Below are 24,066 nucleotides of genomic sequence, written 5' to 3'. Positions count from 1 at the left end.
CACGGTCCGGCGGCCGGCGGCGCTCTTGGGGAACGGCTTGAACGCGGTGTGCCGCTGACCTCCACGACAGTGCGGATCATCCGGCGCTGCCGAGGGTCGAGGTCGAGAGCGTCCAGGCACAGGCCGGCCGCCTCACCGCAGCGCAGGCCGGTACCGGCCGTCGTGGCGACGAGGGCGCGGTACCGCAGCGGGACCACCGGCACCAGCCGGCCACGGAGATCGTCACGGCTGATGACCTGGTCGTCGTGGTCGCGCTTGCGCCGCTTCGGCAGCAGGACGTTCTCGCACGGGTTGACGGCGATGATCCGATTCCGGACGGCCAGCCGTAGCACCGCAGCGGTGACGCGGTGGCACTCGGCGACGATGGCGGGGGAGCGGCGCGCCCCGAGGCCGGTCACCCACTCCTGCACGGTGAGATGGTCGATCTTCGCGAGCGGCCAAGCGGGCCGCCTCCTTCTTCGTGCGGAAGGTCTCGGCCCGCAGCCGGCCCGACGGCTCGCGCCAGTTCGCGCGATAGGTCCCGGCGGGGGTCTTGGAGATGTTCGACATGGTCAGGCCCCCTTCGGGAGGTCGTTGAGCCAGGAGTGGAAGCGGTCGCGCGGGACGATCCAGCTGGTCTTGGTGAGGAGTTGCCGAACGAACGCGGCGCGTTCGGCGCGGTGGTCGTCGAGATGACATGGACCTGGTGTTCACCCCGACCCACGCGTCCTGGCTGAACTGGATCGAGTCGGAGTTCACCGCGCTGCGCTTCTTCAGTTCGGGGATGAGGCGATCGAGGCGGGCTCACGGAGACAAGAGCCTGCTCGACTCTTTGTCTACCGGCTACGTTGTTCGCCTCGTCGCTGCCCGGGAGGATCCACCGCACCCGACCAACGCGCCGACAACTCTCGAGAAGGGGCGGACATGTCTGCCGGTACCAATGCAAAGGAATCCTCGAGAATCCCCTACGGCGGCTACTACCGCCGCGACGACAACGAGGTCTCCGCAGCGGAGCGCATCGTGACGCACGCAGGTCCGGGCAGTCCGATGGGGGAGTACATGCGGCGGTTCTGGCAGCCCGTGTGCCTGTCGGAGGAGTTGACCGACGTGCCCAAGGTCGTGCAGATCCTGCACGAGCGGCTGGTCGCCTTCCGCGATCGCAGCGGCCAGGTCGGCCTGCTCTTCCCGCACTGTAGCCACCGCGGGACGTCTCTCGAATTCGGCATCGTCCAGCAGCGCGGGATCCGGTGCTGCTACCACGGCTGGCTATACGACGTTGACGGCCGGATCCTCGAGACGCCGTGCGAACCGGCCGGCAGCCGTATCAAGGAGACCGTCTTCCACGGCGCATACCCTGCGTTCGAGCGCGACGGGATAGTGTTCGGATACTTTGGCCCGCCCAGCGAGAAGCCCGACTTCGCCGAATATGATTCCTACACCATTCCGGAGGGCACTCGACTCGTTCCGTTCTCGAACCTGTACGAATGCAACTGGCTACAGGTCTTCGAGAATCTGATCGATCATTTCCACTCCGCCGTACTGCACAACAACATGACTGTCGATGGCCTCGACGCGGCTCTGGCCGCGGGCATGAACCTCGGTGAGGGCTTCCGCGAGATGCCCGTCATCGAGTGGCACACCACGCGGGACGGCAACGGCATGCTCTTCACGGCCGGGCGCCGGGTCGCACCGGACCGCGTCTGGGTCCGGACCACCGAGCTGGCTCTCCCCAACTACGCCGCGACGGCCTCGCTCGTGCCGACGGCGGCCGAGCTCCGGCACACCACCGTCGCGATGTCGCGGTGGCAGGTCCCCGTCGACGACGAGAACATGATCGTGTTGGGATGGCGCCATTTCAACGACGAGATCGACCCGCAGCACTACGGCAACGCGCAGGACTGCGGCTACGATAAGATCGACTTCTTGGAGGGCCAGACCCGGCACCGCACCTACGAGGAGAAGCAGCGGGCACCCGGCGACTACGAGGCCATGACGAGTCAGCGTCCGGTCGCGCTGCACCATCTGGAGAACCCCGGCCGATCGGATGTCGGCGTCTATCTCATCCGACGGTTGCTGCGCGAGGCCGTCGCCGGGAAGACTCCCGCCGATTCGACCCGGCCGCTCGCCAAGGCCGAGGGCGAGACCCTCTCGACGTACACGTCCGACAACGTCGTCCGGGTCGCGGGCGTCGGCGGCGAGGCCGACCGCGAGCTCATCGCCACGACGTGCCGCGAGGTGCTGGCGATCCTCAAGGAGACCGACCAGGTGCCGCGACAGCAGCGCCGGGCCCACATGCTGAGCCGTCTCGACGAGTTCGACGGCGGGCTCTGACGTCGATGACGTACACCGCATCCACCGAGCGGCTGGAACTCGTCGTTCGAGCTGTCTCGGTGGAGGCCGAGAGGATCAAGACCTTCGAGCTGGCTGATCCGTCCGGAGCCGAACTGCCGGAGTTCACGGCCGGCTCCCACGTCGACGTCGAGGTGCCGGGCGGGCTGGTCAGGCAGTACTCACTGAGCAACTCGCCCGTCGACCGGCTCCGGTACGAGATTTCCGTGCTGGCCGTCGACGGTGGCCGCGGTGGTTCGCACGCGATGCATCACGACGTGCGGTGCGGGGACAAGCTGCGAGTGTCGCCACCGCGCAACACTTTCGCGCTCGACGAGACGGCGCGCCACCACGTGCTCGTCGCGGGCGGAATCGGAATCACGCCGATCATGTCGATGGTCGAGCGGCTCACGACCCTGGCCGCGAGCTACACACTCGTCTACTGCACGAGGTCGCCGGGGCAAACCGCGTTCCACGAACGCCTGCTCCGCCTGGCCGCTGAGCGGATGATCCTCCATCACGACGGTGGGGACCCAGCTCGTAGCATCGATCTCGCCACGATTCTGACGCCCGGACCCGGCACGCATCTCTACTGCTGCGGACCGGAGGGGATGATGCGGGCAGTCGGCGTGGCGACCGCAGCCTGGATCCCGGGACACGTCCACGTCGAGCGTTTCACGAACCCGGGTCTTGACGGCGGCGCGGTCACGACCGGGGCCGGCGGCTTCGAGATTGTCCTGGCTTCCAGCGAACGGCGGCTCATGGTGGCGCCGCACGAGTCGATCATTGATGTCCTCCGCGCAGCGGGCATCGCGGTTGACTCATCCTGCGAGGCGGGGGTGTGCGGGACGTGCGTGACCGGTTGGCTCGACGGCGCGCCCGACCACCGCGACCTCGTGCTGACCGACGAGGAGCGTGGCCACTCGATGACGATCTGCTGCTCGCGGTCGTTGACCCGTAGGCTCGTCCTCGACCTGTGACGGCCGGCCACCGGCAGGCCTCGGGCCGACGCTTCCACCGTGGCCGACCCGATGGCAGACTCGGTGGCCGGCAGCCGATTACCCGCCCGCGGCCGGATCGCTGGGAGCGAGCCCACGATGTCAGGTGAACGGCTCGGCTGGGGACCGGCGCTCCCCGGCAGGTCCGAGCCCGACGCCGACGGCCGCAGCGTCGCGGCGATCGTCGCGCTCCTCACCACCCTGCCCGACGACGTCCCCGAGGCGGCTGCGGCCGTCGCCGCACGCGCCGCGCTGCTCATTGGTACGCCCGTGACGGTGGCGGTGTGGTCCGGCCACCGGTGGACCCCGGTCGCCGGGCCCGGAACGGGCACGGCCAGTCTCCCGGCGGACGGCGCCGCCGTCCCGGACGAGCGCCCCGGCGCGGTCACGGCTCCAGCGGGGCGCGTCATCCTGTGCTGGGACCCTGCGGCCATCCTCGAGCCGGGCTGGCGCGAGCTCCTGCGGCTGGGCTGCGCCTGGCTAGCGCTGGTACTGGACCGGAGCTCTGCGGCGGCCGAGATCGCCGCGGCCGCCGCCGAGACGCAAGCCATCGGCGCGGTCGTCCAGCAGTTGCTCTCCGTCCACGACCTTGACCTCACCCTCCGCACACTCACCGAGCAGACCCTGCAACTCCTCGACGCAGACATCTGCGGTGTGCTGCTGCGCGAGGGAGACGTTCTGCGGATGCGCTCCTGCGTCGGCAACCGGCTGACCGAGACCGGACGCATCGTCATGCGACGCGGGCAGGGAGTCGCCGGTTCGGTGTTCGTCTCCGGTGTGCCCACCAAGGTCGATTCCTACCTCGGCAACGAGAAGGTCCCGCAGGACTTCGTCGCAGTCGCCGCCGCCGAAGGAATCCGCTCCGCCCTCGCGGTGCCATTGTTCCTCCGCGACGAGTTCATCGGCGTCCTCGAGGTGTGGCGGAGGCGCACCTCGACCTTCACGGCTGGTGACGTTCGGCAGATGGTGTCGCTCGCCGACTTCGTGACGATCGCGATCGAGAACGCGCGCTTGCACGACGAGCAGGTCGCCGCCACCGCCGAGGCGGAGCATGCGCGCGACGCTCTGCAGCGCCAGATGGCGATCCTCAACCGCTCGGCGCAGGTGCAGCAGCTCGTACTGACGACCGTGCTCGACGGCGGAGGGCTGACCGCGATCGCCCTGATCGTCGCCCGTGACCTGGAATGTGAGGTGGGGGTGTACGGCTCCGCAGGCGAGCTGATCACATCGCACAATGCTGGCGGATCGGCTTCCCGGCTCCCGGCGAAGCTGCAGCGACCCGGGCACCGGCACCCTGAACCTGCACAGGCTCGCCCAACATCCCTCCGCATCCGGCCGGTCCTCGTCGACGGGGGCTGCGCTGGGAACATCGTGCTGGTGCGCGGCTCCCATCCGGTAGAGCTGATCGACGCGGTCTCCGGCCACGCCGCGATGGCGTGCTCCCTCGCCCTGCTCCGTGAGCAGGCTGCTGGCACCGCCCGCGCCGAGATGCTGGAGCAACTGCTGTGGGACCTCGTGGAGGGCTCGGTCGATCACCGGCTCGCCGCCCGGACGCGGGTGCACCAGCTCGGGATCAACCTCACGAGGTCTCTGCGCGTCGTGCACGGGCAGATCGAGAACATCGAGGAGCTCGCCGTGCCCGCCTACGGCGACATACCGGGACCTGACCGGATCCGCCGGGAGGTGCTGCGGACGGTCCGCGCCGCCAGCGGCACGGGCAATCTCGTCCTCTCGGGCATGCGCGGCAACCTGCTCGTCGCCGTTGCCGCCGATGTCGACGGTGCAGCCGTCCGCAAGGTGGTGGACGAGACCGCGGCGGCCCTTCTCCGTCAGCTCCCGGACCTGCGTATCACCTGGGGAGTCAGCAAGGCCCACGATGACATCGTCGAACTGCCGACCGCGATGCACGAGGCGAGAACGGCGCACGCCGCGGCACGCCGCCTCGGCCGGCAGAACATTGCTCTGTACGAGGAGCTCGGGATCCTCCGTGTATTGCTGGGCGGTGACACCGAGCCCGACCTGCGGACCTTCGTCGACGACGTGATCGCACCCCTGATCACCTACGACCGCGAGACCGACGGCGCGCTGCTTCGCACGCTCCGCCTCTACTTCGACGCCAACTGCTCGCAACGCGCCGCAGCGAGACTGCTGTTCGTCCACCCCAAGACACTGCGCTACCGCCTCGGACGCATCCGCCACCTCACCGGCCTCGACCTTTCCCAGCACCACGACCGCGTACGGGCTGACCTCGCGCTGCGCATCCTCGAGGCCGACCGGTCCATGACGGGCGAGGACGGCCCTGTCCGCGACGCACGGTCACGCGAAGGTGTTGATGACTCAGGATTCTAGTTCGACCGCAAGACGGCCAAGACAGGCGTTGCTCCGGTCCTCCGCGACCTCGATCGCCGGGCCGTCGGGTTCTCCGCGGAGATCGAAGGCGAAACCGATCGGCGACAGCTCACCGGCCCCGGGACACCACAGCGCCGCGTCGCCGTCCGCCGGCCCGCGTGGGCGACCGGGTAGCGCTGCTCAAAGACGGCCTGCTCCAACAGTGCGACACCCCGCGCCACCTCTACGAGCGCCCGCGCAAACACGTTCGTCGCCGGGTTCATCGGCTCCCCGGCCATGAACATCGTCAACGTCACGCTGAGCGAGGACGGCGCGCACGTCGGCGACTACACCGTGCCGATCCCCCGCGACGCCCGCGCGGAGCTGGCCCGGCAGGAGGCTAAAGGGGCAACGCTCGGGTTCCGGCCCGAGTCGGTCGAGATCGTCAGCAAGGAGGAGGGCTTCCCGTTCGAGGTGACGGTCGTCGAGGAGCTGGGGTCGGATGCCTACGCCTACGGCAACGTGCACCTGGGCCCCGACTCCACCGTCCCCGGCGAGAAGCTGTTCATCGCCCGGGTTGATGCCCGCTGGCCCCCGTCGAAAGGCGAGACGATCTACCTGAGGATCCGCGAGTCCGAGGAGCACGTGTTCAACCCGGGCACCGGTGAGCGGGTCGGCGGAGCCGTCAGCTGACGCAGCCAACCCCACGTCCCCACACGCCGCTCGACATCCGCATACAGCCCGCCGGGTTCTCCGCGTGGGCCGGCGGCGGCGCGACGATCCGCAACTTCGTGCTCGACCCATGGCTCTCGAGGACAGACAAGGAGATTGGCCCATGGCCGATCATGTCGTCGCCGCGCTGGACAGGATGCAGGTGGCCGGTGCCCGGCCCGCCGAGCTGGCGGCGATGACCCGCCGTCTGGAGCAGCTCGACGACCCGGACGCGGGGCGGCTTTCCGGTGACGTCCTGGAGCCGTTGGAGGATCTTCCCGAGTTGGACGGGCTGGCCGAGCCCTCTGCGGCGCGGGCGTGTGAGGTGCTGGACGCGCTGGTGGTGGTCAAGCTCAACGGCGGGTTGGGCACGAGCATGGGCCTGTCGGGGGCGAAGTCGCTGCTTCACGTCAAGCCGGGCAAGAGCTTTCTGGATGTGATGTGGGGAACCCACGGAGCGGGTGGCCACCGATTTCGCCGGTGTGCCGGACGTCCTGCAGCGTAATCGTGGGCAGACCGGCGCGGTCGACGAGCCGGTTGAACTGGTCGGTGATCGTCTCGGGATGGCCGTTCGACGGTCGAGGGCGAGCTGACGGCGGGATCGTGCAGACTTGCGCGACACGCTCGCCGAGGCCGGTGTCAACCACGCACAGCTGGTCGCGGGTGCGGCCGACCCGTTGTTCTCTGACACCCTGTTCGCCTCGCTGCGGCGGTGTTGGCCGATGCTGCGGTCGGCGTCCTGCGTTTCGGGCATTCGGCCGATTCCCCTGGGAGATCCGGCCGGGACACTGGGCGCGTTGGGTGTCCGGGGTCGAGGGTCCGCCGGCGGGCTTCCCGTCACCTTCCCGTCGCCTTCCGGGCACGTGATGCGCGGCCGGGGGTTGAGGGGGTCGGTCGATGCTGTTCCGGATCCTCGGGCCGGTCGCCGTGGACGGTCCCGACGGCGAGGTTTCGTTGGGTGGGCCGCGGCACCGGGTGCTGCTCGCGACGTTGCTGACCGCGCCGGGTCGGGTCGTGCCGGCGGAGCGGCTGATAGAGGCGATGTGGGGGGACGAGCCGCCGCGGCGGGCCGTCGAGATACTGCACGTGCGGGTGAGCGAGCTGCGCAAGCTCTTGCGGGAGGGGTCCGAGGCGGAGCTGATCCTGACCCGACGCCCGGGCTACCTGCTCGACGTCACACCGGACGACATCGATGCCCACCGTTTCGCCGACGCTGCGGCGGCGGGTCGGCGCGCGCTCGCCGATGGGGATGCCGAGGGTGCATCGGCGCGGCTGTCGGCCGCGCTCGCCGACTGGCGCGGGTCGGTGCTGGTCGAGCTGGCCGAACGGCCCTTTGCCCAGGTGGAGATCGCCCGTTGGGAGCACCTGCGGCGCCAGGCCTTGGCTGACCGGATCGACGCCGACCTGCTCGCCGGCCGGCACAGGGAGGTCCTCGCGGAGCTGGAGGCGTTGGTCACGGCCGATCCGCTGCACGAGAGGCACCGCGGCCAGCTCATGCTCGCGCTGTACCGGGACGGCCGCCAGGGCGCAGCCCTCGCGGTGTACGACGACGCGGCCCGCGTGCTGCGCGAGGAGCTGGGCATCGACCCCGGAACGGAGCTGGCGAACCTGCACCTGGCCGTGCTGCGCCAGGATCCCGAGCTGCTCGGCCCGGCGCACCGGGGCGCCGAGCTGCCCGCGCCGCTGACGAGCTTCGTCGGCCGCCGCGACGAGCTCGGCCGGGTGGCGAAGGATCTCGCGCAGACACGGCTGGTGACGCTCACCGGGGTCGGCGGGTCGGGGAAGAGCAGGCTTGCCGTGGAGGCCGCCCGCAGCTGTCGCGCCAAGTTCCCGGACGGGCTGCACGTCGTGGAACTGGCGGCGGTGGCGGAGGCCGGGTTGATCGCGGCCACCGTCGCGGCGCGGATCGGGGTGCAGGAGCGCCCCCGCCAGGCGCTGCGGGAGGCGATCGCCGCGCACCTCGGGCAGTCGACGGTGCTGCTCGTGCTGGACAGCTGCGAGCACCTCCTCGACGGCGTCGCCGAGCTGGCCGCCTACCTACTGGCTGCCTGCCCGGCATTGCGCGTGCTGTGCACCAGCCGGGAGCGGCTGGGCATCACCGGGGAGGTGGTGCACCCCGTGCCCGGCCTGCCGGTGCCCGCCGCGGACGCCGACTTCGGGCACATCGCCTCGGCGGACGCCGTGCGGCTGTTCACCGACCGGGCCGTGGCCGTGCAGGCCGCGTTCCGGCTCACCGTCGACAACGCGGGCTCGGTGGCCGAGATCGTCGGGCGGCTCGACGGGCTGCCGCTGGCGATCGAGCTGGCCGCGGCCCGCACCACCGTGTTCAGCCCCGGCCAGATCGTGGCGCGGCTCGAGGACCGATTCCGGTTGCTCTCCCACGGCAGCCGCGAGGCGCTGCCGCGCCACCAGACGCTGCGTGCGGTGCTCGACTGGAGCTTTGGGCTGCTCACCCGGGCCGAGCAGCGACTGTTCGCTCGGCTCGGAGTCTTCGCCGGCGGGTTCACCCTCGGCGCCGCCGAGGCGGTCTGCAGCGACGGTCTCGAGGTCGACGTCGTCGAGCTGCTCGCCCGGCTGGTCGACAAGTCCCTCGTCACCGTCGACGCGACGGGGTGGTCCTACCGGTACGGGCAGCTGGAGACGCTGCGCACCTACGCCCTCGACGTGCTGTCCGGTTGCGGTGACGCCGAGTCGATCCGCACCGGGCATGCGGCGTTCTATCGCGGCCTGGCGCGCGAGGCGGCGGTGGCGCTGCGGACCGACCGACTGCCGGCCTGGCTGGACCGGCTGGAGACGGAGGACGGCAACCTGCGGGCGGCGATGGACTGGGCGCTGACCAGCGGCGACCACGAGACCGCGGCCGTGATCGCCGGATCGGCATACAAGCTGTGGGAGCTGCACGCACGCTACCAGGAGGGCCGTACCTGGCTCGGCCGCGCGCTCGCCGACGATCGATCGATGCCGGACGCGGTGCGCGGGTGGGGGTTGTTCGCCGACGCCGTGCTGGCTGTCCTGGCCGGGGACTACCAGGGCGGCGAGGCCGCCTGCACGGCCGCCATCGAGCTCGGACGGGCGTGCGGCGACCCCACCGTCACGTCGCGCGCGCTGGGCCTCGCCGGCGTCGGAGCGCTCGTCGCCGAGGACCTGTCCCAGGCTCGCGAGCTCATGACGGAGGCCGAGCGGGTCGCGGAGGACGCGCCGTGGGCCCGTGCCTGGGCGGTCTACTTCCGCAGCACCGTCGCCCTCGCCGAGGCGCGGTGGGAGCTCGCCGTCGACCTGGCCGAGGGGGCGGAGGCGCTGCTCGGCCCGCGCGGTGACGTCGAGCTGCGGGCCTGGATCGACCTCAGCCATGGACACGCACTCCAGCGGCTGGGCCATGAGCGGCCCGCGGTGCGCCTTGTTGCGCAGGCGGTGACGACATTCGGAGCGCTGCAAGTGACGCGCGGGGTGTGCTTCGCGCTGATTCCCTGCAGCTTCGTGCTGGCCAGCCACCGGCGCGCGAAGGCGATTCGGTTGCTGGCGGCCGCCGAGGTGCACCGCGTCGCGACCGGAACGTTCACCGCGCCGTTCATCGCTGCCTGGGTGGACGAGGCCACCGCCATGTTACGGGCCTCGCTGACGCCCGAGGAGTTCGCCGCGGAGCGGGAGCGTGGGCAGGCGATGGCCCTCGACGAGGCCGTCGAGGCCGCCCTCGCGGAGCTGGCCGCGTGTCTCGACGAGGACGAGTAGGTATCGGGAGGGCGCGGCAGGGAGCAAGCCGGCGGCATCGGCCCCACGGCCCTCCGGCGGTTGCCATGACCACGCCAGCGACGCTGCCCGCGATCACGCACGTCGCCGTCGGCGTGTCCCGACCTCGCCGCGAGCCAGGACTGATGCCCTCGAGTGTTCGACGAGCAGCCGGAGCGCAGGCCACCGACGATCCTCACCCGTGCAGCGGAGCCCGCTCAGGACAGCAGGGACCTGGTGATCGGCGTGTCGCTGCTGACGACGCAGGCGACGGACGGGTGGCGCGTCCAGCTCTGCGGGTCGGCCGGCACCAGCGTGCCGGGGTGCAGGGTGGTGTCGCTGCGCACCGCCTGGCTCAGCTTCTCGCGGAACTCGGCCTCGCAGGCCTGCGCACCGAGGCGCTCGCTGACGTCCTGCCACGAGTCGGTCGCCGCGTAGCTGATCTTCGAGATGACCTGGTAGAGGTGCGGCTCGGTGCAGGGCTTGACGGCGACGCTGACGACAAGCTGGTTCGAGGTCTGGTCGCTGCCGGTCGGTGGCGGCGCGGGACGCCCCGTGATGCTCTCGTCATAGCAGTCGCCCGGCTGCAGATCGAACGCCGACAGCGTCGCCGGTGCGGTGACCTGCCCGGTCTGCGGCTCGCGCTCCGGACCCCGGGACGTCGCGATGACGCCGCCGACGATCGCCAGCAGGAAGAGCACGGCGAGGGTGTAGAGGCAGCCCTTGGCCGCGGTCTTGGCACCCCCGCCGGAGCGGCGGGGCGGGGGTGGCGGGTAGGCGAACGGTGGCCCGCCGGGCGGATACGGTCCCGGACCGGGCGGCGGCGGACCGTAATGGCCCGGCGGCTGCTGCGGGTACTGGGGGTTCTGCGGGTAGGGCGGCCCGGCCTGGTTCATGATCTCTCCCTGGCTTGCGGGCCGTCCGTCACCTCGGTCTTGAGGATGCAGATCGTCAGGTGCGCGTCCTGGACCGCCTGCAGCGCCGCCGCGTCGAGGTTCGGGTCGGCCTCGGCGGCGGCCTTGGCGCTGTCGCCGGCCTGCTCCAGTTCGATCACGGCGTCGCGGGCAGCGCCGTTGGCGTCGGCCACCTGGTTGGCCTTCGCGGCTGTGGAGTCGAACTCGCGCACGACCGCGACCGTCACGGCGGACGCACCGCTGTCCGCCTCGGTTGCGCGCAGTGCCGCCTCCGTCTTGGCCTTCACGTCGTCCAATCTGATCATCACGTCGATCATGGCTTCGCTCCGGTGTGTGGTCGGATCCTGCGGTTCGGGCATTCGGCCGATTCCCCTGGGAGATCCGGCCGGGACACCGGGCGCGTTGGGTGTCCGGGGCCGAGGGTCCGCCGGCGGGCTTCCCGTCACCTTCCCGTCACCTACCGGTCACGTGATGTCGCCTTGCGCGTGGTCGCTCACTGGGACTTGTCCGCCCGACCCTCCGGGGCCGCCCTGGCCGCTGATCACTGCTGGTGCGTGACCTGACGGTGCTCACCGGGCACCTCGGGCCTGGATGATTCCGGCGAGGCGGTCTCGCGCAGCCGGCGCCAGGTGAGCCAGCCGCGGCACAGCACCCACGCCGTGACGGTCGCGGCCACCAGGACGCCGTCGACCCACGCGGTCCGCGCGGCGCCGGGCAGGTCGAGCACGAGTAGTGCCTGGACGGTGACCACCACCTTGTGCAGCACGATCAGTTCCCACATCCCCCGCTGCGAACGCGGCCAGACCGCGAGCAATGCCCACATGCCGGCGAAGACCAGGTAGGCCGCGGTCCGCCACGACTCGGTCAGGATCCACTCGGCGGGAGCCTCGGCGATGCGGGTGACACCGTCGGCGAAGGCGGCTGCCGTGGACAGGGCGCAGAGCACCAGTAGCGCGCGCCCGACGAGGTCGGCGCCGCGGGGCGGGGCGCCACGGGTGTCGGTGGTCGGGCGACCGGTGGCGGTGGTCACGGCGACTCGTCCGGGCCGGGGCGAACGCCCGCGGGGAGCGGGTCCCCGCGGTCGACGACGGCGGTGACCTCGGCCTCGACCAGGATCCCGTCCTCGAAGAGGATGTCGACGCCGATCGCCGCGAGCGGCGGCCGCGGCAGGTCGAACTCGCGCGAGGCCTGGTCCACGCCGGCGAGGAACTCGTCGTACATGCTTCGCTCCCACTTCGCGAAGTACCACGTGAAGCGGACGACGTCGTGGAACGTCGCCCCGGCCGCGGCCAGTCCCTTGGCGACGTTGCGGTAGATCTGGGCGACCTGACCGGCCAGGTCGTCCGCGACCAGCGCGCCGTTCTCGTCCCAGGCGACCTGGCCGGCCAAGTGGATCTGGGTGTTCCCGGTCGCGATCGCCACGTGGTGGTAGAGGGGGATCGTGACGTGGTCGTCGGGGTTGAGCAGTCGTACGGCCATGGTGGTCTCGCTTCCGTCCGGTTGTGGCGATGTCCGCGGCTCAGCTCAGGAAGGCGTGCAGGGCGGCGTTGACCTCGTCGGCGTGGGTCCAGAGCAGCCCGTGCGGGGCGCCGTCGATCTCCACGTACCGCGCCTCGGGCAGGGCCTGCCGGAAGCGGCGGGCCGTAGCCTCGATGGGGAGGATCCGGTCGGCGGTGCCGTGCAGGATCAGGGCCGGCTTGCCGCTGGCGCGCACGGCCTCGACGTCGGCGCGGAAGTCCTCGATCCACGAGGAGACGACGGCGTGGGCCGCCACCGGAGCGCTGGAGATGGCGACGTTCCAGCTGCCGGTGACCGCCTCCTGGCCGATGCGGTGGCCGAGGTTCTCGTCGAGGTTGTAGAAGTCGGAGAAGAACTGCTCGTACCAGGCGTAGCGGTCCCCCTTCGCTGCGGCCTCGATGCCGTCGAAGACCTCCTGCGGCACGCCCTCGGGATTGTCGTCACGGGCGACGAGGAAGGGTTGCAGGGAGGCCAGAAAGGCGAGCTTCGCGACCCGCTGGTGGCCGTACCGGGCGACGTAGCGGGCGAGCTCGCCGGTGCCCATCGAGAACCCGACGAGGACGACGTCGTGGAGGTCGAGGGCCTCCACCAGGGCGTTCAGGTCGGCGGCGAACGTGTCGTAGTCGTAGCCGGAGCCGACCTTCGACGACTGGCCGAACCCGCGACGGTCGTAGGTGATGACGCGGTACCCGGCGGCGAGCAGCTCGCGTGTCTGGCGCTCCCAGCTGTGGCCGTTGAGCGGGTAGCCGTGGATGAGCAGGACGGGCCGGCCGGCTCCCTGGTCCTCGTAGTAGAGCTCGATCGGCGTGCTGTTCTCGTTCCCGACGATGACGTGTCCCATGATTTCCTTCCGCATTCACTTGGCTGTTGCTGGCCGGCAGACCGCGATCGCGGTCGCCGCGGCGATGGTGGCGTCCCCGGTCGTGTTCGCGACGAGCCACGCGGTGAGCGGGTCGGGACGCGAGTGGAGCAGGAGCCCGATCCGGCGCAGGACGTCGAGCTGCGCGGGGTTGTAGAGGTCGCGCATCGCCTGGTCGACGGTCCGGGCGGCGGCGACGCTCAGGCCGGTGGTCGCACTCCACAGGCGGAGGAGCATCACGGGCAGGGCCCGGCTCCCGGGGAGCAGCCTGATCGCGAGCCCCTGACGGGTTGCGTCGTCGGCGTCGGCGGGGAGCTGATCGAACGCGGTCTCCGCCGCGCTCGGTGGGAGAGCGACCAGAGCGTCGACGAAGTCGGTGACCACCGCCAGGTCCAGCACCCTGGTCAGCACGATCAGCAGGGCGCGGTCGGTGTCGGACAGGCCGGCGTCCCGGATCCTCGCGGCGAGCGCGGGCGGGAGGTCGGTCGGTGTGGCCTGCTGGAGGATCTGGCGGACCTCGACGCGTGCGCGCTGCACGCGGTCCAGGTCCCGGGCGAGATGGCTGTCGAGGGTGCGGAGTGCTTCCCGGGGGTGCCGGTCCGCGTCACCCAGTTCGGCGATCTGCGGCAGGGTGAACCCGAGATCGGCGAGGCGCTTGATCCGCAGGAGCCGGACGAGGTGCGCGACGCGGTACTGCTTGTAGCCGTTGGCGCGGCGCCGTGGCTCCTCCAGCAGGCCGACGTCGTGGTAGTGCCGCACCGCTCGCACGGTGGTGCCGGCGAGTTGGGCGAGTTCGCGGGTACTCCAGGCCACAGCTGATCCCTCCGTGAGGCCAGGCGGGTGATGGTGGTCAGGTGCGCGCGAGTCGACGCCGGCGGTCGGCCTCCGACAGCCCGCCCCATACGCCGTGCAGCTCCCGGTGGACCAGGGCATAGACGGCGCACGGCCGGCGGACCGGGCAGGCGGCGCAGATCGCCTTCGCGACCCGCTCGCGGTGCTGCCGTTGCGGGGGACACTCCTCGTCGGCGGGGAAGAACACCGCAGTGTCGATCCCGCCGCAGAGGGCCTGCCGGTGCCACGACGGCAGGAGGTCCGGGGTGATCCGCCAGTCGGGGTACCGCCCGGCCCGGCCGGTACGCACGACGACGGTGACGGGCTCGGTGGGTCATCGCGGTGTGCTCGCTCCCGGGTCGCGTCTGGTGTCGGTCGTCAGATTCGCGTGGACGGCGCCCTGGCCGCGTCGGTGGAAGTTCCTGATGCCGTCGCCGAGCCCGGCACTGGGAGGCCGGCACTGTGACGACCCGGTCCGACCTGCTGTGTTCGCATCGGTGACAATCACCTAATCGACCCCGTGCTGGCGCCAAGGAGGAGCGGACCGTGCTCGTCGGCCGGCAAGCCGAGCACAAGGCGATCGAGCAGCTGCTCGCGCGGGCCCAGGACGGCGACAGCGGTGTGCTGCTCGTGCGTGGGGAGGCCGGCATCGGCAAGACCGCCCTGCTGCAGCACGCCCGCGAACTGATCGCCGAGGAGCATGCGATCACCGGAATCACGGGAGCTCCGCGCCTTCCCAACGCCAGGCTCACGCTCGCGTCCTGGTGTGGCCGGCGGACCGAGACCTCCGAGCTGTACGCGACCATGATCGAGGACGCGACGGGACGGGGTGAGGGCGCGACGGTCGGCATGGCTGAGGTCTCGCTGGCCTACCTGCACAACGGCCTTGGCAACTACGAGGCCGCGTTGGCCGCTGCGGCGGCGGCATGTGAGTACGACGAGTTGGCCTACAGCAGCGTCGCCCTGCCCGAGCTGGTCGAGGCCGCCGTGCACGCCGGTCAGCCGACTCGTGCGTCCGCCGCGCTGGAGCAGCTCAGCGGGCGGGCTCGCGCCAGCGGCACAGCATGGGGTCTCGGGCTGGCCGCGCGCTCGTCGGCACTCGTCAGCACCGGACGGGCCGCCGAGGAGCACTATCGCGAGGCGATCGAGCAGCTTCGTCGCTGCCGGATGGTCACCCATCTGGCACGGACCCATCTCGTCTATGGCGAGTGGTTGCGCCGCGAGGGTCGTCGCCAGGCCGCCCGCCAGCAACTCCGCACCGCGTACGAGCTGCTGTCGGGCATGGGGGCGGAGGCGTTCGCCGAGCGCGCCGCTCGCGAGCTGCGCGCCACCGGCGAGCACCCGCGTTCGCGGACCGCCCAGCCGTCGGATGCGCTGACCGCGCAGGAGCTGACGATCGCGCGGTTGGTGGCCACCGGGGCGACGTCCCGGGAGGTCGGAGCGCAGCTGTTCCTGAGCCCGCGCACGATCGAGGCCCATCTGCGCAGCATCTTCCGCAAGCTGGGCATCACGTCCCGTCGGCAGCTCAGTGACCTGCGGCTCCCCTGACCGGCCGGCATGCGGGAGGCTCGAACCTGTACGGTTCGCGGCGATGGCCGACGGTTGAGGCGATTCCTGCGGGCAGGGATCGGCGCCCGAGAGGACCAGGCGATGTTCGTGGGGCGGCGCGCCGAGCACGCGGCGCTCGGGGACCTGCTCGCCAGGGCTGAGGGCGGCGACAGCGGTGTGCTGCTCGTGCGTGGCGAGGCCGGCATCGGCAAGACCACCGTGTTGCAGCACGCTCGTGACGCCGCCGTCGCGGCCGGGTTCCGGGTCGAGGACGCAGTCGGGGTGGAGGCCGAGGCGGAGTTCGCGTTCGCGGGCCTGCACCAGCTGTGCACACCGGTGCTGGAGCGGGCCGGGGTGCTGCCCGAGCCGCAGCAGGCCGCTCTCGGGGTGGCGTTCGGGATGCGCGAGGGTGCTGCGCCGGACCGGTTCCTGGTCGGGCTGGCCGTGCTGAACCTGCTGGCCGAGGTCGCCGAGGACGGTCCGCTGCTCTGCGTGGTGGACGACGCGCAGTGGCTGGACCAGGCGTCCGCTCAGGTGCTGGCGTTCGTGGCGCGGCGGGTGGTCGCCGAGCGGATGGCGCTGGTCTTCGCGCTGCGCGACCTCGACGACGCCGTCACGGACCCGTTCGACGGATTGCCGGAGCTGCGTCTGGGCGGGCTCGGTGAGTCCGACGCCCGGGCGCTGCTGGCCGCCGCGCTGCGCGTGCCGCTGGACGACGTGGTGCGTGACCGGATCGTGGTCGAGGCTCGCGGCAACCCCCTGGCGCTGCTGGAGCTGCCCCGGGGCGCGCCACCGCCACAGCTGGCCGGCGGGTTCGAGCTGCCCGACGCGCTCAGCGTGCCGCACCGCATCGAGGACGCCTTCCGGCGCCGCTCGGGCAGCCTGCCCGCTGAGACGCAGCTGTTGCTGGTGGTCGCCGCGGCCGAGCCGACCGGCGACGTGGCGCTGCTGTGGCGTGCGGCCGCGCAACTGGGGATCGGCCGCGAAGCGGCCGCACCGGCGGAAGCCGCCGGCCTCGTGGAGATCGATACCCGGGTGCGGTTTCGCCATCCATTGGTGCGTTCGGCGGTCTACCGTGCCGCCACGCCACCGGACCGCCGTCGCGCGCATCGCGCGCTGGCCACCGCGACCGACCCGCAGGTCGACCCGGACCGGCGCGCCTGGCACCGCGCGCAAGCGGTGCTGGGCACCGACGAGGAGGCCGCCGCGGAACTGGAGCGCTCGGCCGACCGGGCACGCGCCCGCGGCGGGCTGGCCGCCGCAGCGGCGTTCCTGCAGCAAGCCGTCGAGCTGACGCCCGAGCCCGCCCACCGGACGAGACGGGCGCTGGAAGCCGCACATGCCAAGCACGAGGCCGGCGCGCCCGAGGCCGCTCTGGAGCTGTTGGCGGTCGCCGCGGCGGGGCCGCTGGACGCCCTGCAAGGCGCCCGGCTCGAGCTGCTGCGCGCCCAGATCGCGTTCCACACCACGCGCGGCGCCATGGTGCCGGGAATGCTGCTCGATGCCGCCAAGACGCTCGCCCCGCTCGACCCCGCGCTGGCCCGCGAGACCTACCTGCACGCCCTGGATGCGGCCATCATCACCGGCGGCCTCGGCGATGGCCGCGGCATGATCGAGGTGGCCGAAGCCGCCCGGGCCGCACCCGCACCACCCGGATCGCCGGGGCCAGCCGATCTGTTGCTCGACGGGCTGGTGACGACGTACACGCAAGGATATGCGGCCGGCGTGCCCGAACTTCGCCGTGCGCTGGAAGCGTTCTGCGCTGACGATCTACCCGCTGAGCCCGCGGGCGACGGTGACACCCGCCGCTGGCTGTGGCTGGCCAGCCGTACCGCGCTGATGCTTCTCGACGACGAGCTGCTCTACGTGCTGGCGCACCGGAACGTCCGGCTGGCCCGAGAAGCCGGTGCGCTGGCCATGCTCCCCGCCGCGCTGCTGTTCCTGTCGGCCGTGTCGGTGCTCACCGGCGAGCCGGCCCGGGCCACCGAGCTGATCGCCGAGGAGACCGCGATCAAGCAGGTGACCGGGAGCGTGTCGCTGCGCTTCGGCCGGCTCGTGCTGGCTGCCTGGCGCGGGCACTCCTCCGAGACCGTCGAGATCCACGCCGCCGCCGTCCAGGAGGCGACTGCCCGCGGCAACGCTGCCGAGGTCGCACTGGCACAGCACGCGTTGGCGGTGCTCCACAACGGTCTGGGCAACTACGCAGCGGCGCTGGGCGCCGCGGAGCGGGCGTGCGAATCCCTCGACCCGCCGCACATCAGCCTGGCCCTCCCCGAGCTCATCGAGGCCGCCTCCCGCGCCGAGCAGCCCGAGCGAGCGGCCGTCATGCTGGAACAGCTCGACTTGCGGGCCCGCGCCAGCGGAACCCCCTGGGCGCTCGGGCTGGCGGCCCGCTCGCAAGCGCTGCTCAGCACCGGGCCTACCGCCGAGGACCACTATCGCGAGGCGATCGAGCTGCTGCGAGCCTGCCGGATGGCCGTCTACCTCGCCCGCACCCACCTCGTCTATGGCGAGTGGTTGCGCCGCGAGGGTCGTCGCCAGGCCGCCCGCCAGCAACTCCGCACCGCGTACGAGCTGCTGTCGGGCATGGGTGCGGAGGCGTTCGCCGAGCGCGCCGCTCGCGAGCTGCGCGCCACCGGCGAGCACCCGCGTTCGCGGACCGCCCAGCCGTCGGATGCGCTGACTGCGCAGGAGCTGACGATCGCGCGGTTGGTGGCCACCGGGGCGACGTCCCGGGAGGTCGGCGCGCAGCTGTTCTTGAGCCCGCGCACGATCGAGGCCCATCTGCGCAGCATCTTCCGCAAGCTGGGCATCACGTCCCGCCGCCAGCTCCGCGATCTGCGATTTCCCTGACCGGAGAACGGCCCGGGCCGGGCGTCGGCCGGCTGCGCGGCCTCGCGGTTCGGGCGTGGTGACGGTGTCCTACGAGAGGCCGGGCGACCGGTTGCGGGCCCGGTCGGACCGCGAGGTGAGGCCGTCGCGGCATCCTCAAGGTCGGGACCTGTGAGACGCGCTACCCGCCCCGGTCGCCGAGCGACGGCACCGCGGCGCCGGAAGCGGTGGCGGAGACGGCGGCCGCCACGGGTGCGGACCGGTAGGGCACGGGTCGGGCTGTCCCGCGGCGCGTCCGCCCAGGTGGCGGGCCAGGAACCGCTCCAGGGTGCGGTAGAGCTCGATGTTGCTGTCCGGGTTGATGAACCAGTGGCCCTCACGCTCGTTGAGCAGGTACTCCACCTCGGCGCCGCGGGCCCGCAGCGCCTCGACGACCCGGTCGGAGTTGCTGCGGTTGACCCGGAGGTCGTTGGCGCCGTGGACGAGCAGCATCGGGGCGGTGATGTCGTCGACCCGGCTGATCGGGGAACGGGCGAGCATGTCGGCCTCCTGCGCCGGATCGTCCGGGTCGCCGATGTAGCGCAGGTAGGAGTTCTGGATGATGCGCCGGACGAACGGAATCGCCGACCTGTTCATGTCGACGAGGTCGGACATCCCGGTGTAGCTGATCGCGGCGGCGAACCGGTCCGGGGTGAAGGCGGCCCCGACGAGTGCCGCGTAGCCGCCGTAGGAGCTGCCGTAGATCGCCACCCGGTCGCGGTCGGTATGGCCCTGCGCGATCGCCCAGTCCAGGGCGTCGATGACGTCGTCGTGCATGCGGCCGGCGAACTGCCCGATCGCGGCCTGGGTGTGGGCCTTGCCGTAGCCGGTGGAGCCGCGGAAGTCGACCTGCAGGACGGCGTAGCCGCGGTTGGCGAGCAGCTGCACCTCCGGGTCGTAGCTCCAGCTGTCGCGGTACCAGGGTCCGCCGTGCAGCAGGACGACGGTCGGCAGGTCGCGCTGCTGCACCCCGATCGGCAGGGTCAGGTGACACGGCAGATCGAGGCCGTCGCGGGCGGTGATGGTGATCGGGGTGACCGGGGCCAAGCGGGCCGGGTCCAGGTGCGGGTAGGGGCGGAACAGCCGCCGGGCGGTGCTGGTGGTGTGGTCGTAGAACCAGGTGACGCGGGGATCGCGGTCGTGGGTGAAGTCCACGACCCACCGCTGCGCCGTGCTGTCGCAGGAGACGTGGGCCGGGTCCCCGTCGGAGAGTTCCGCCAGTCGCGGCAGCACCGTGGCGAAGTGCGGGTCGAGGGCGTGGATCTCCTGGCGGGCACCGAGATAGCGGGCGCCGAGCAGCTCCCCGGTCGCCGGGTGCAGGATCAGCGAGGACGGGAAGCGCGGGTCGGCCTCGGGGCGGGGGGTGTCCAGGTCGAACACAGGGTGGCTGTCGACCCCGACCTGCTCGCCGGTGCCGAGGTCGACCCGGACCAGCCGCGTGCGGTCCGACCCTCGGGACGAACCGATCCACAGGCCCGTTCCGTCCGGGGTGGGCACGCAGGGGGAGACCCCGAAGAGGTGGTCGAGACCGGAGAACCGGCTGATGAGGCGGGGTGCGCCGGCGTTCCAGTCGAACAGCAGGTGCGTGCCGTCGTCGGCCAGGCTGAAGGTGAGGATGCGTCCCGTCGGCGTGCGCACCCAGCTGGTGACGTCGCCCGGGTTCTCGGCGAGCACGGTCAGCCGGGCGGTGTCGAGGTCGAGCTCGTAGAGGTCGGCCACGTCGGGACGGCGCGCGTTGAGCTGGACGAGCACCGTCTCGGGCCGGTCGGCGGAGAGCTGGGTGCCGAGCACGCGCCCCCCGTCGATCGGGGTGAGATCGACCGCGGGCTCCTCGGGACGGGTCAGGTCGACCCGGTGTAGGTGGGCGTTCTCGTCGCCGTCGGTGTCCTGGGTGAACAACAGGTACCGGGGGTCGGCGGTCCAGAAGAACGTCTCGATGCTTCGGTGGTCGTCGGAGGTCACGCGCCGGGCCGCCGGGTCCTGCGAGGCGTCGGGCCAGTGGCCGTCCAGGTCGCGGACGAACACGTTGAGCCGGTCCCGCCACGGGGCGAGGTAGGCGACCTTCGTGCCATCCGGGGAGATCTGGGCTCGGCTGCGGGCGGGTGGGTCGAAGAACTCCTCGACCGTGATCAGCGTGGGCAGGGCCATCGCGGGAGACCTCCAGGTGTCGTGGACATCCCGATCACGGTCAGGTCAGCGCCGGTCCCGTGTGCCGCGTGCGCCACCACACAACGGCCGTGATCACGATGATGACGACGCACGGCACGAGCAGCGCGACCGACCCGACCCCCGCGGAGCGGTCCGTCTGCCCGAGATTGAGGTCGCCGCGGGCGACGAGCACGAACACGAAGCTGAGGGTGTTCTGGAGCGCGTGGATGAGCACGGCGGTCTCCAGGCCGCCGGTGCGCCAGGTGATGAGCGCCAGCGCGACGCCCGTGATGAAGTAGTACAGGTTGAGCCACGGGTCGGTGGACTGGTGGATGGCGGTGAAGATCAGGGCGGTGGCGAGCACGCCGACGACGAGGGCTGTGCGCGGTCCCCGGGCCCAGCTCCCGGTGATCCGGAAGGCGAGACCGCGCAGCCCGTACTCCTCGCCGGCCGCCTGCAGGGGCGTCAGCAGGAGGGTCGCGAGCAGGACGCCGTACAGGTCCGTCAGCTGCCACGCGGCCGGCGGGGCCGGCAGCAGCACGGCCATGACCACCACCTGCACCGCCCAGATCGGGCCGATGAGGAGCAAGGCGCGGGCGAACAGGTCGAGGCGGAACGTCGACCGGACCGAGTGCAACGAGGCGCCGCGCACGCCGTAGAGCCACCGCTGGATGAGCATGCTCCACGGGATGAGCAGCGCGATGCCGGCCATCGCCCCGGCGTGCTGCATCCCCGTGTACATCGGGCCGCCCAGCACCGGGTCGGGCCGGCCGAGAAGCAGGATGTCGACACCGGCGGCGAGCACGTTCAGAGCGATGCTGAGGACGAACAAGCCACCGAGGAGCAGCGCGAGGGCGACGACGCCGCGCCCGATCCGACGCTGCTCCCCGGAGAGGACGCGGTGGTACGGCACACCGGATGGGACGGACCCCCGGCCGCGCTCGGCGGGCGGCGACGCCTGCTCGGTGGCCTGTCCACGTCCGACCCCGACGCGGTACGGACGGCTCGGCCGGCGCCACGGCCGCTCGACGTCCGCCGGTGCTCGGGCGGGGTGGGCGGGAACCTCGCTGTCGTGTCGGCGACGTCGTTCGTAGGTCGCGACGAGGGCGACCATGCCGATGTTGACGGCGACGAGGATCAGCAGGGACGCGTCGCCGGTGTCGGTGGCGCGGTCGATGGTGGTGTTCCCGCCACCGGACATCAGGTTGCCGACGATGCCGAAGAGGACGTTGTTGACGACGTGGAAGGCGATCGGCGCCTCCATGCCGCCGCTGAGGATCGCCATCAGCCCGGTGCTGACGGCGACCACGGTGAAGTAGCCGGCCAGCCAGGGGTCGGTCGAGCCGTGGACCGCGGCGAACCCCAGGGCGGAGACCACGAGCCCGACGGCCAGGGCCGGCCGGACCGGGCGCACCCAGCTCGCGGCCGCCGGAAGCATGACGCTGCGGTAGATCAGTTCCTCGCCGGCGGCCTGGACGGGCGTGACGAGGAGAGTGATCGTCAGGAAGGCGATCGTCGTGCCGCTGACCGCGAAGGTCGTCCAGCCCGTGGATTCCGGTGCGACGGCACCCACCACTCCTGCTCCGGCGCCCACCAGCAGCGCTGCGCCGATCGCGTAGTGGGCCAGGCGCCGCCGGTCGAACGCCCGCCGCGAGCTGAACAGTGCGCGCCATGGCACCCGGGTCATCCACACCAGCATCAGGACCGCGACCAGGCCGGTTGCGCCGGTGGTCAGGTTGACGGCCAGGGACTTGAGCGGCGTGAGCTCGGGGGACAGCGGGTCGTCGCTGCCCTCGACGACACCGACGAGCCGGTAGGCCAGCACCTGGAGGACCACGAGGACGAGCGGCAGTGCCAGGACGAGGACGAGCGGCTTCCACCAGCTCATGCGCAGGTGGGCGCCGAACGGCCGCGAGGTGTCGACCGCGGACGGGGCGGGCTGCGCCGCGGGAGTCCCGGTCGCGGGGATCAGCACGCCGCGGGGTGGCGCCCGGACTCGTCGGGCAGCCTGTATCTGCTGAACATCGTTCCTCCACACGGTGTAGCGGGTGTCGGTGGGTGGGTTGCGCAGCGCAGCGACCGTCGAGCGGACAGCGGGCGCTCCATCTGCAGTCGTCGTGCCGCAGGAGACACCGTGCCGTCGCGGCCGGGTCAACCCACGTGGCGCAGACCACAGCGGCTTGACTGTGCCGTGACGGCACGGCCTTGCCTGGGGCGCACAGCACGCAACCCGGGAGGACACGTGACCGCGACCGATCCCCACCGCGACCCGGCCGGGGAGGAGCCGGGCGGCCCGGCACCCGCTCCTGGACCGCAGCCGACACTGCTCGACCAGATGGGCGGCCCGACGGGGTTCGTCCACTCCGCCGTCCCCGTCGTCGTCTTCGCCGCGCTGGTCGTCGTCTGGGCGTGGCGGCGCAGCAGCACGCGCCTGCTCCGTCGGCCTGACGGTCCACGGCCCGCCCGGATGCCCTGGCGGGGCCAGGTCCGAGTCGGCAGGGCTTGACCCACCATGACCACCCCGGACCCGCGGCCGAGACACATCCCGGTCGAGGAGTTCTTCACCGACCCGGGGTTCATCGTGCCCACGATCTCCCCGGACGGCACCCGGATCGCCTACCTCGCCCCGCACCGCGGACGGCGCAACGTCTGGGTCCGCGGCGTCGACCAGAGCCACGACGACGCCGTCCCCGTCACCCACGACACCCGCCGCGGGATCACCACCTACCACTGGACCGACGATCCCCGCTTCCTGCTCTACCAGCAGGACACCGACGGCAACGAGGACTGGCACCTGCACCGCGTCGACCTCGACGGGTGGGCGGGGGACGGCACCGCCCCCGCCGTCGACCTCACCCCGATGGGGCCCGGGTCGCGGGTGTTCGCCGTCGAGCCGCTGCCCTCGAAGCCGGGCACCGTCCTGGTCTGGATGAACCCGCGGGTCGGCCACATCGACGTCTTCCGGGTCGACATCGCCTCCGGCGAGGTCGCGCTCCACCACGAGGAGGCCGATCCGCTGGCCGCCACGCTGCTCGACCGCCAGGGTGAGCCCGCGTTCCAGGTCGTGACCGAGGAGGACGGGACGATCGCCATCTCGGGGATCGACCGCACCACCGGGGCCGTCCGACCGCTGCATCACTGTTCCAGCCCTTCCCGGACCTGGACCCCGCCGACCTGGCCCCGATGGCTCCGGTGCGCTTCCCGGCCCGGGACGGGCTCGAGCTGCCCGGCTACCTCACCCTGCCCATCGGTGTGGCGCCGCGGAACCTGCCGATGGTGCTGCTGGTGCACGGCGGCCCGTGGTCCC

General features: G+C 71.8%; 19 protein-coding genes. 10 read left to right on the top strand and 9 right to left on the bottom strand.

The genetic code is table 11. The features are described 5' to 3' along the window. The first annotated feature begins 903 nt into the window (after positions 1 to 903). The 6 genes from AB7J25_RS12535 to AB7J25_RS12510 all read left to right on the top strand — a co-directional run bounded on the left by AB7J25_RS12535 (position 904) and on the right by AB7J25_RS12510 (position 10,073). Positions 904 to 2,310, top strand: a complete 1,407-nt coding sequence (locus AB7J25_RS12535; protein ID WP_428508397.1) for a Rieske 2Fe-2S domain-containing protein — start codon at positions 904 to 906, stop codon at positions 2,308 to 2,310. Positions 2,311 to 2,315: 5 nt separating this feature from the next. Further along, positions 2,316 to 3,287: a PDR/VanB family oxidoreductase gene (locus AB7J25_RS12530; protein ID WP_428508395.1), complete on the top strand. Its 972-nt coding sequence runs from the start codon at positions 2,316 to 2,318 to the stop codon at positions 3,285 to 3,287. Between the two features lie 588 nt (positions 3,288 to 3,875). After that, a complete protein-coding gene (locus AB7J25_RS12525; protein ID WP_428508393.1) occupies positions 3,876 to 5,654 on the top strand; it encodes a helix-turn-helix domain-containing protein in 1,779 nt (592 codons plus the stop codon). 276 nt (positions 5,655 to 5,930) lie between these two features. Next, positions 5,931 to 6,326 (top strand): hypothetical protein, encoded by a 396-nt coding sequence (locus AB7J25_RS12520; RefSeq protein ID WP_428508391.1) that lies wholly within the window; start codon positions 5,931 to 5,933, stop codon positions 6,324 to 6,326. Between the two features lie 142 nt (positions 6,327 to 6,468). Further along, entirely contained in the window at positions 6,469 to 6,849 is a 381-nt protein-coding gene (locus AB7J25_RS12515; RefSeq protein WP_428508389.1) for a UTP--glucose-1-phosphate uridylyltransferase, read from the top strand. Positions 6,850 to 7,241: 392 nt separating this feature from the next. After that, positions 7,242 to 10,073: a BTAD domain-containing putative transcriptional regulator gene (locus AB7J25_RS12510; RefSeq protein ID WP_428508387.1), complete on the top strand. Its 2,832-nt coding sequence runs from the start codon at positions 7,242 to 7,244 to the stop codon at positions 10,071 to 10,073. A 215-nt stretch (positions 10,074 to 10,288) separates the two neighbouring features. On the opposite strand, the gene AB7J25_RS12505 is transcribed toward AB7J25_RS12510, so the two are convergent. From AB7J25_RS12505 to AB7J25_RS12475, 7 genes are all read right to left on the bottom strand, one after another. Beyond that, entirely contained in the window at positions 10,289 to 10,966 is a 678-nt protein-coding gene (locus AB7J25_RS12505; protein ID WP_428508385.1) for a hypothetical protein, read from the bottom strand. Beyond that, positions 10,963 to 11,301: a hypothetical protein gene (locus AB7J25_RS12500; RefSeq protein ID WP_428508383.1), complete on the bottom strand. Its 339-nt coding sequence runs from the start codon at positions 11,299 to 11,301 to the stop codon at positions 10,963 to 10,965. The genes AB7J25_RS12505 and AB7J25_RS12500 overlap by 4 nt, the downstream gene beginning before the upstream one ends. A gap of 224 nt (positions 11,302 to 11,525) precedes the next feature. After that, a complete protein-coding gene (locus AB7J25_RS12495; RefSeq protein WP_428508382.1) occupies positions 11,526 to 12,014 on the bottom strand; it encodes a hypothetical protein in 489 nt (162 codons plus the stop codon). Continuing rightward, positions 12,011 to 12,463: a RidA family protein gene (locus AB7J25_RS12490; RefSeq protein ID WP_428508380.1), complete on the bottom strand. Its 453-nt coding sequence runs from the start codon at positions 12,461 to 12,463 to the stop codon at positions 12,011 to 12,013. The genes AB7J25_RS12495 and AB7J25_RS12490 overlap by 4 nt, the downstream gene beginning before the upstream one ends. 40 nt (positions 12,464 to 12,503) lie before the next feature. After that, complete coding sequence (locus AB7J25_RS12485) at positions 12,504 to 13,343, bottom strand: alpha/beta fold hydrolase (RefSeq protein ID WP_428508378.1); 840 nt, start codon at positions 13,341 to 13,343, stop codon at positions 12,504 to 12,506. A gap of 15 nt (positions 13,344 to 13,358) precedes the next feature. Then, complete coding sequence (locus AB7J25_RS12480) at positions 13,359 to 14,174, bottom strand: MerR family transcriptional regulator (RefSeq protein ID WP_428508376.1); 816 nt, start codon at positions 14,172 to 14,174, stop codon at positions 13,359 to 13,361. Between the two features lie 37 nt (positions 14,175 to 14,211). Further along, on the bottom strand, positions 14,212 to 14,502 hold the full coding sequence (locus tag AB7J25_RS12475) for a WhiB family transcriptional regulator (protein ID WP_428508374.1): 291 nt from the start codon (positions 14,500 to 14,502) through the stop codon (positions 14,212 to 14,214). 236 nt (positions 14,503 to 14,738) lie between these two features. Between AB7J25_RS12475 and AB7J25_RS12470 the strand changes: the two genes are divergently transcribed. Both AB7J25_RS12470 and AB7J25_RS12465 read left to right on the top strand, forming a co-directional pair. Further along, positions 14,739 to 15,740: a helix-turn-helix transcriptional regulator gene (locus AB7J25_RS12470; RefSeq protein WP_428508372.1), complete on the top strand. Its 1,002-nt coding sequence runs from the start codon at positions 14,739 to 14,741 to the stop codon at positions 15,738 to 15,740. Between the two features lie 102 nt (positions 15,741 to 15,842). Then, positions 15,843 to 18,593, top strand: a complete 2,751-nt coding sequence (locus AB7J25_RS12465) for an ATP-binding protein (RefSeq protein WP_428508370.1) — start codon at positions 15,843 to 15,845, stop codon at positions 18,591 to 18,593. Between the two features lie 135 nt (positions 18,594 to 18,728). Here the strand turns inward: AB7J25_RS12465 and AB7J25_RS12460 are convergent, their stop codons facing one another. Together AB7J25_RS12460 and AB7J25_RS12455 are read right to left on the bottom strand one after the other, a co-directional pair. Then, positions 18,729 to 20,759: an alpha/beta fold hydrolase gene (locus AB7J25_RS12460; protein ID WP_428508368.1), complete on the bottom strand. Its 2,031-nt coding sequence runs from the start codon at positions 20,757 to 20,759 to the stop codon at positions 18,729 to 18,731. 40 nt (positions 20,760 to 20,799) lie between these two features. Beyond that, on the bottom strand, positions 20,800 to 22,734 hold the full coding sequence (locus tag AB7J25_RS12455; RefSeq protein WP_428508366.1) for a lysostaphin resistance A-like protein: 1,935 nt from the start codon (positions 22,732 to 22,734) through the stop codon (positions 20,800 to 20,802). A gap of 267 nt (positions 22,735 to 23,001) precedes the next feature. Between AB7J25_RS12455 and AB7J25_RS12450 the strand changes: the two genes are divergently transcribed. Together AB7J25_RS12450 and AB7J25_RS12445 are read left to right on the top strand one after the other, a co-directional pair. After that, positions 23,002 to 23,265 (top strand): hypothetical protein, encoded by a 264-nt coding sequence (locus AB7J25_RS12450; RefSeq protein WP_428508364.1) that lies wholly within the window; start codon positions 23,002 to 23,004, stop codon positions 23,263 to 23,265. A gap of 6 nt (positions 23,266 to 23,271) precedes the next feature. Continuing rightward, the coding region (locus AB7J25_RS12445) for a TolB family protein (protein ID WP_428508362.1) at positions 23,272 to 24,066 on the top strand (795 nt) is incomplete at its 3' end.

Origin of the sequence: Pseudonocardia sp., from assembly GCF_050246655.1 — a bacterium.
Taxonomy (GTDB): domain Bacteria; phylum Actinomycetota; class Actinomycetes; order Mycobacteriales; family Pseudonocardiaceae; genus Pseudonocardia.
Note: the sequence above shows the minus strand (reverse complement) of the source record. Positions and strands in the feature narration are given on the sequence as shown.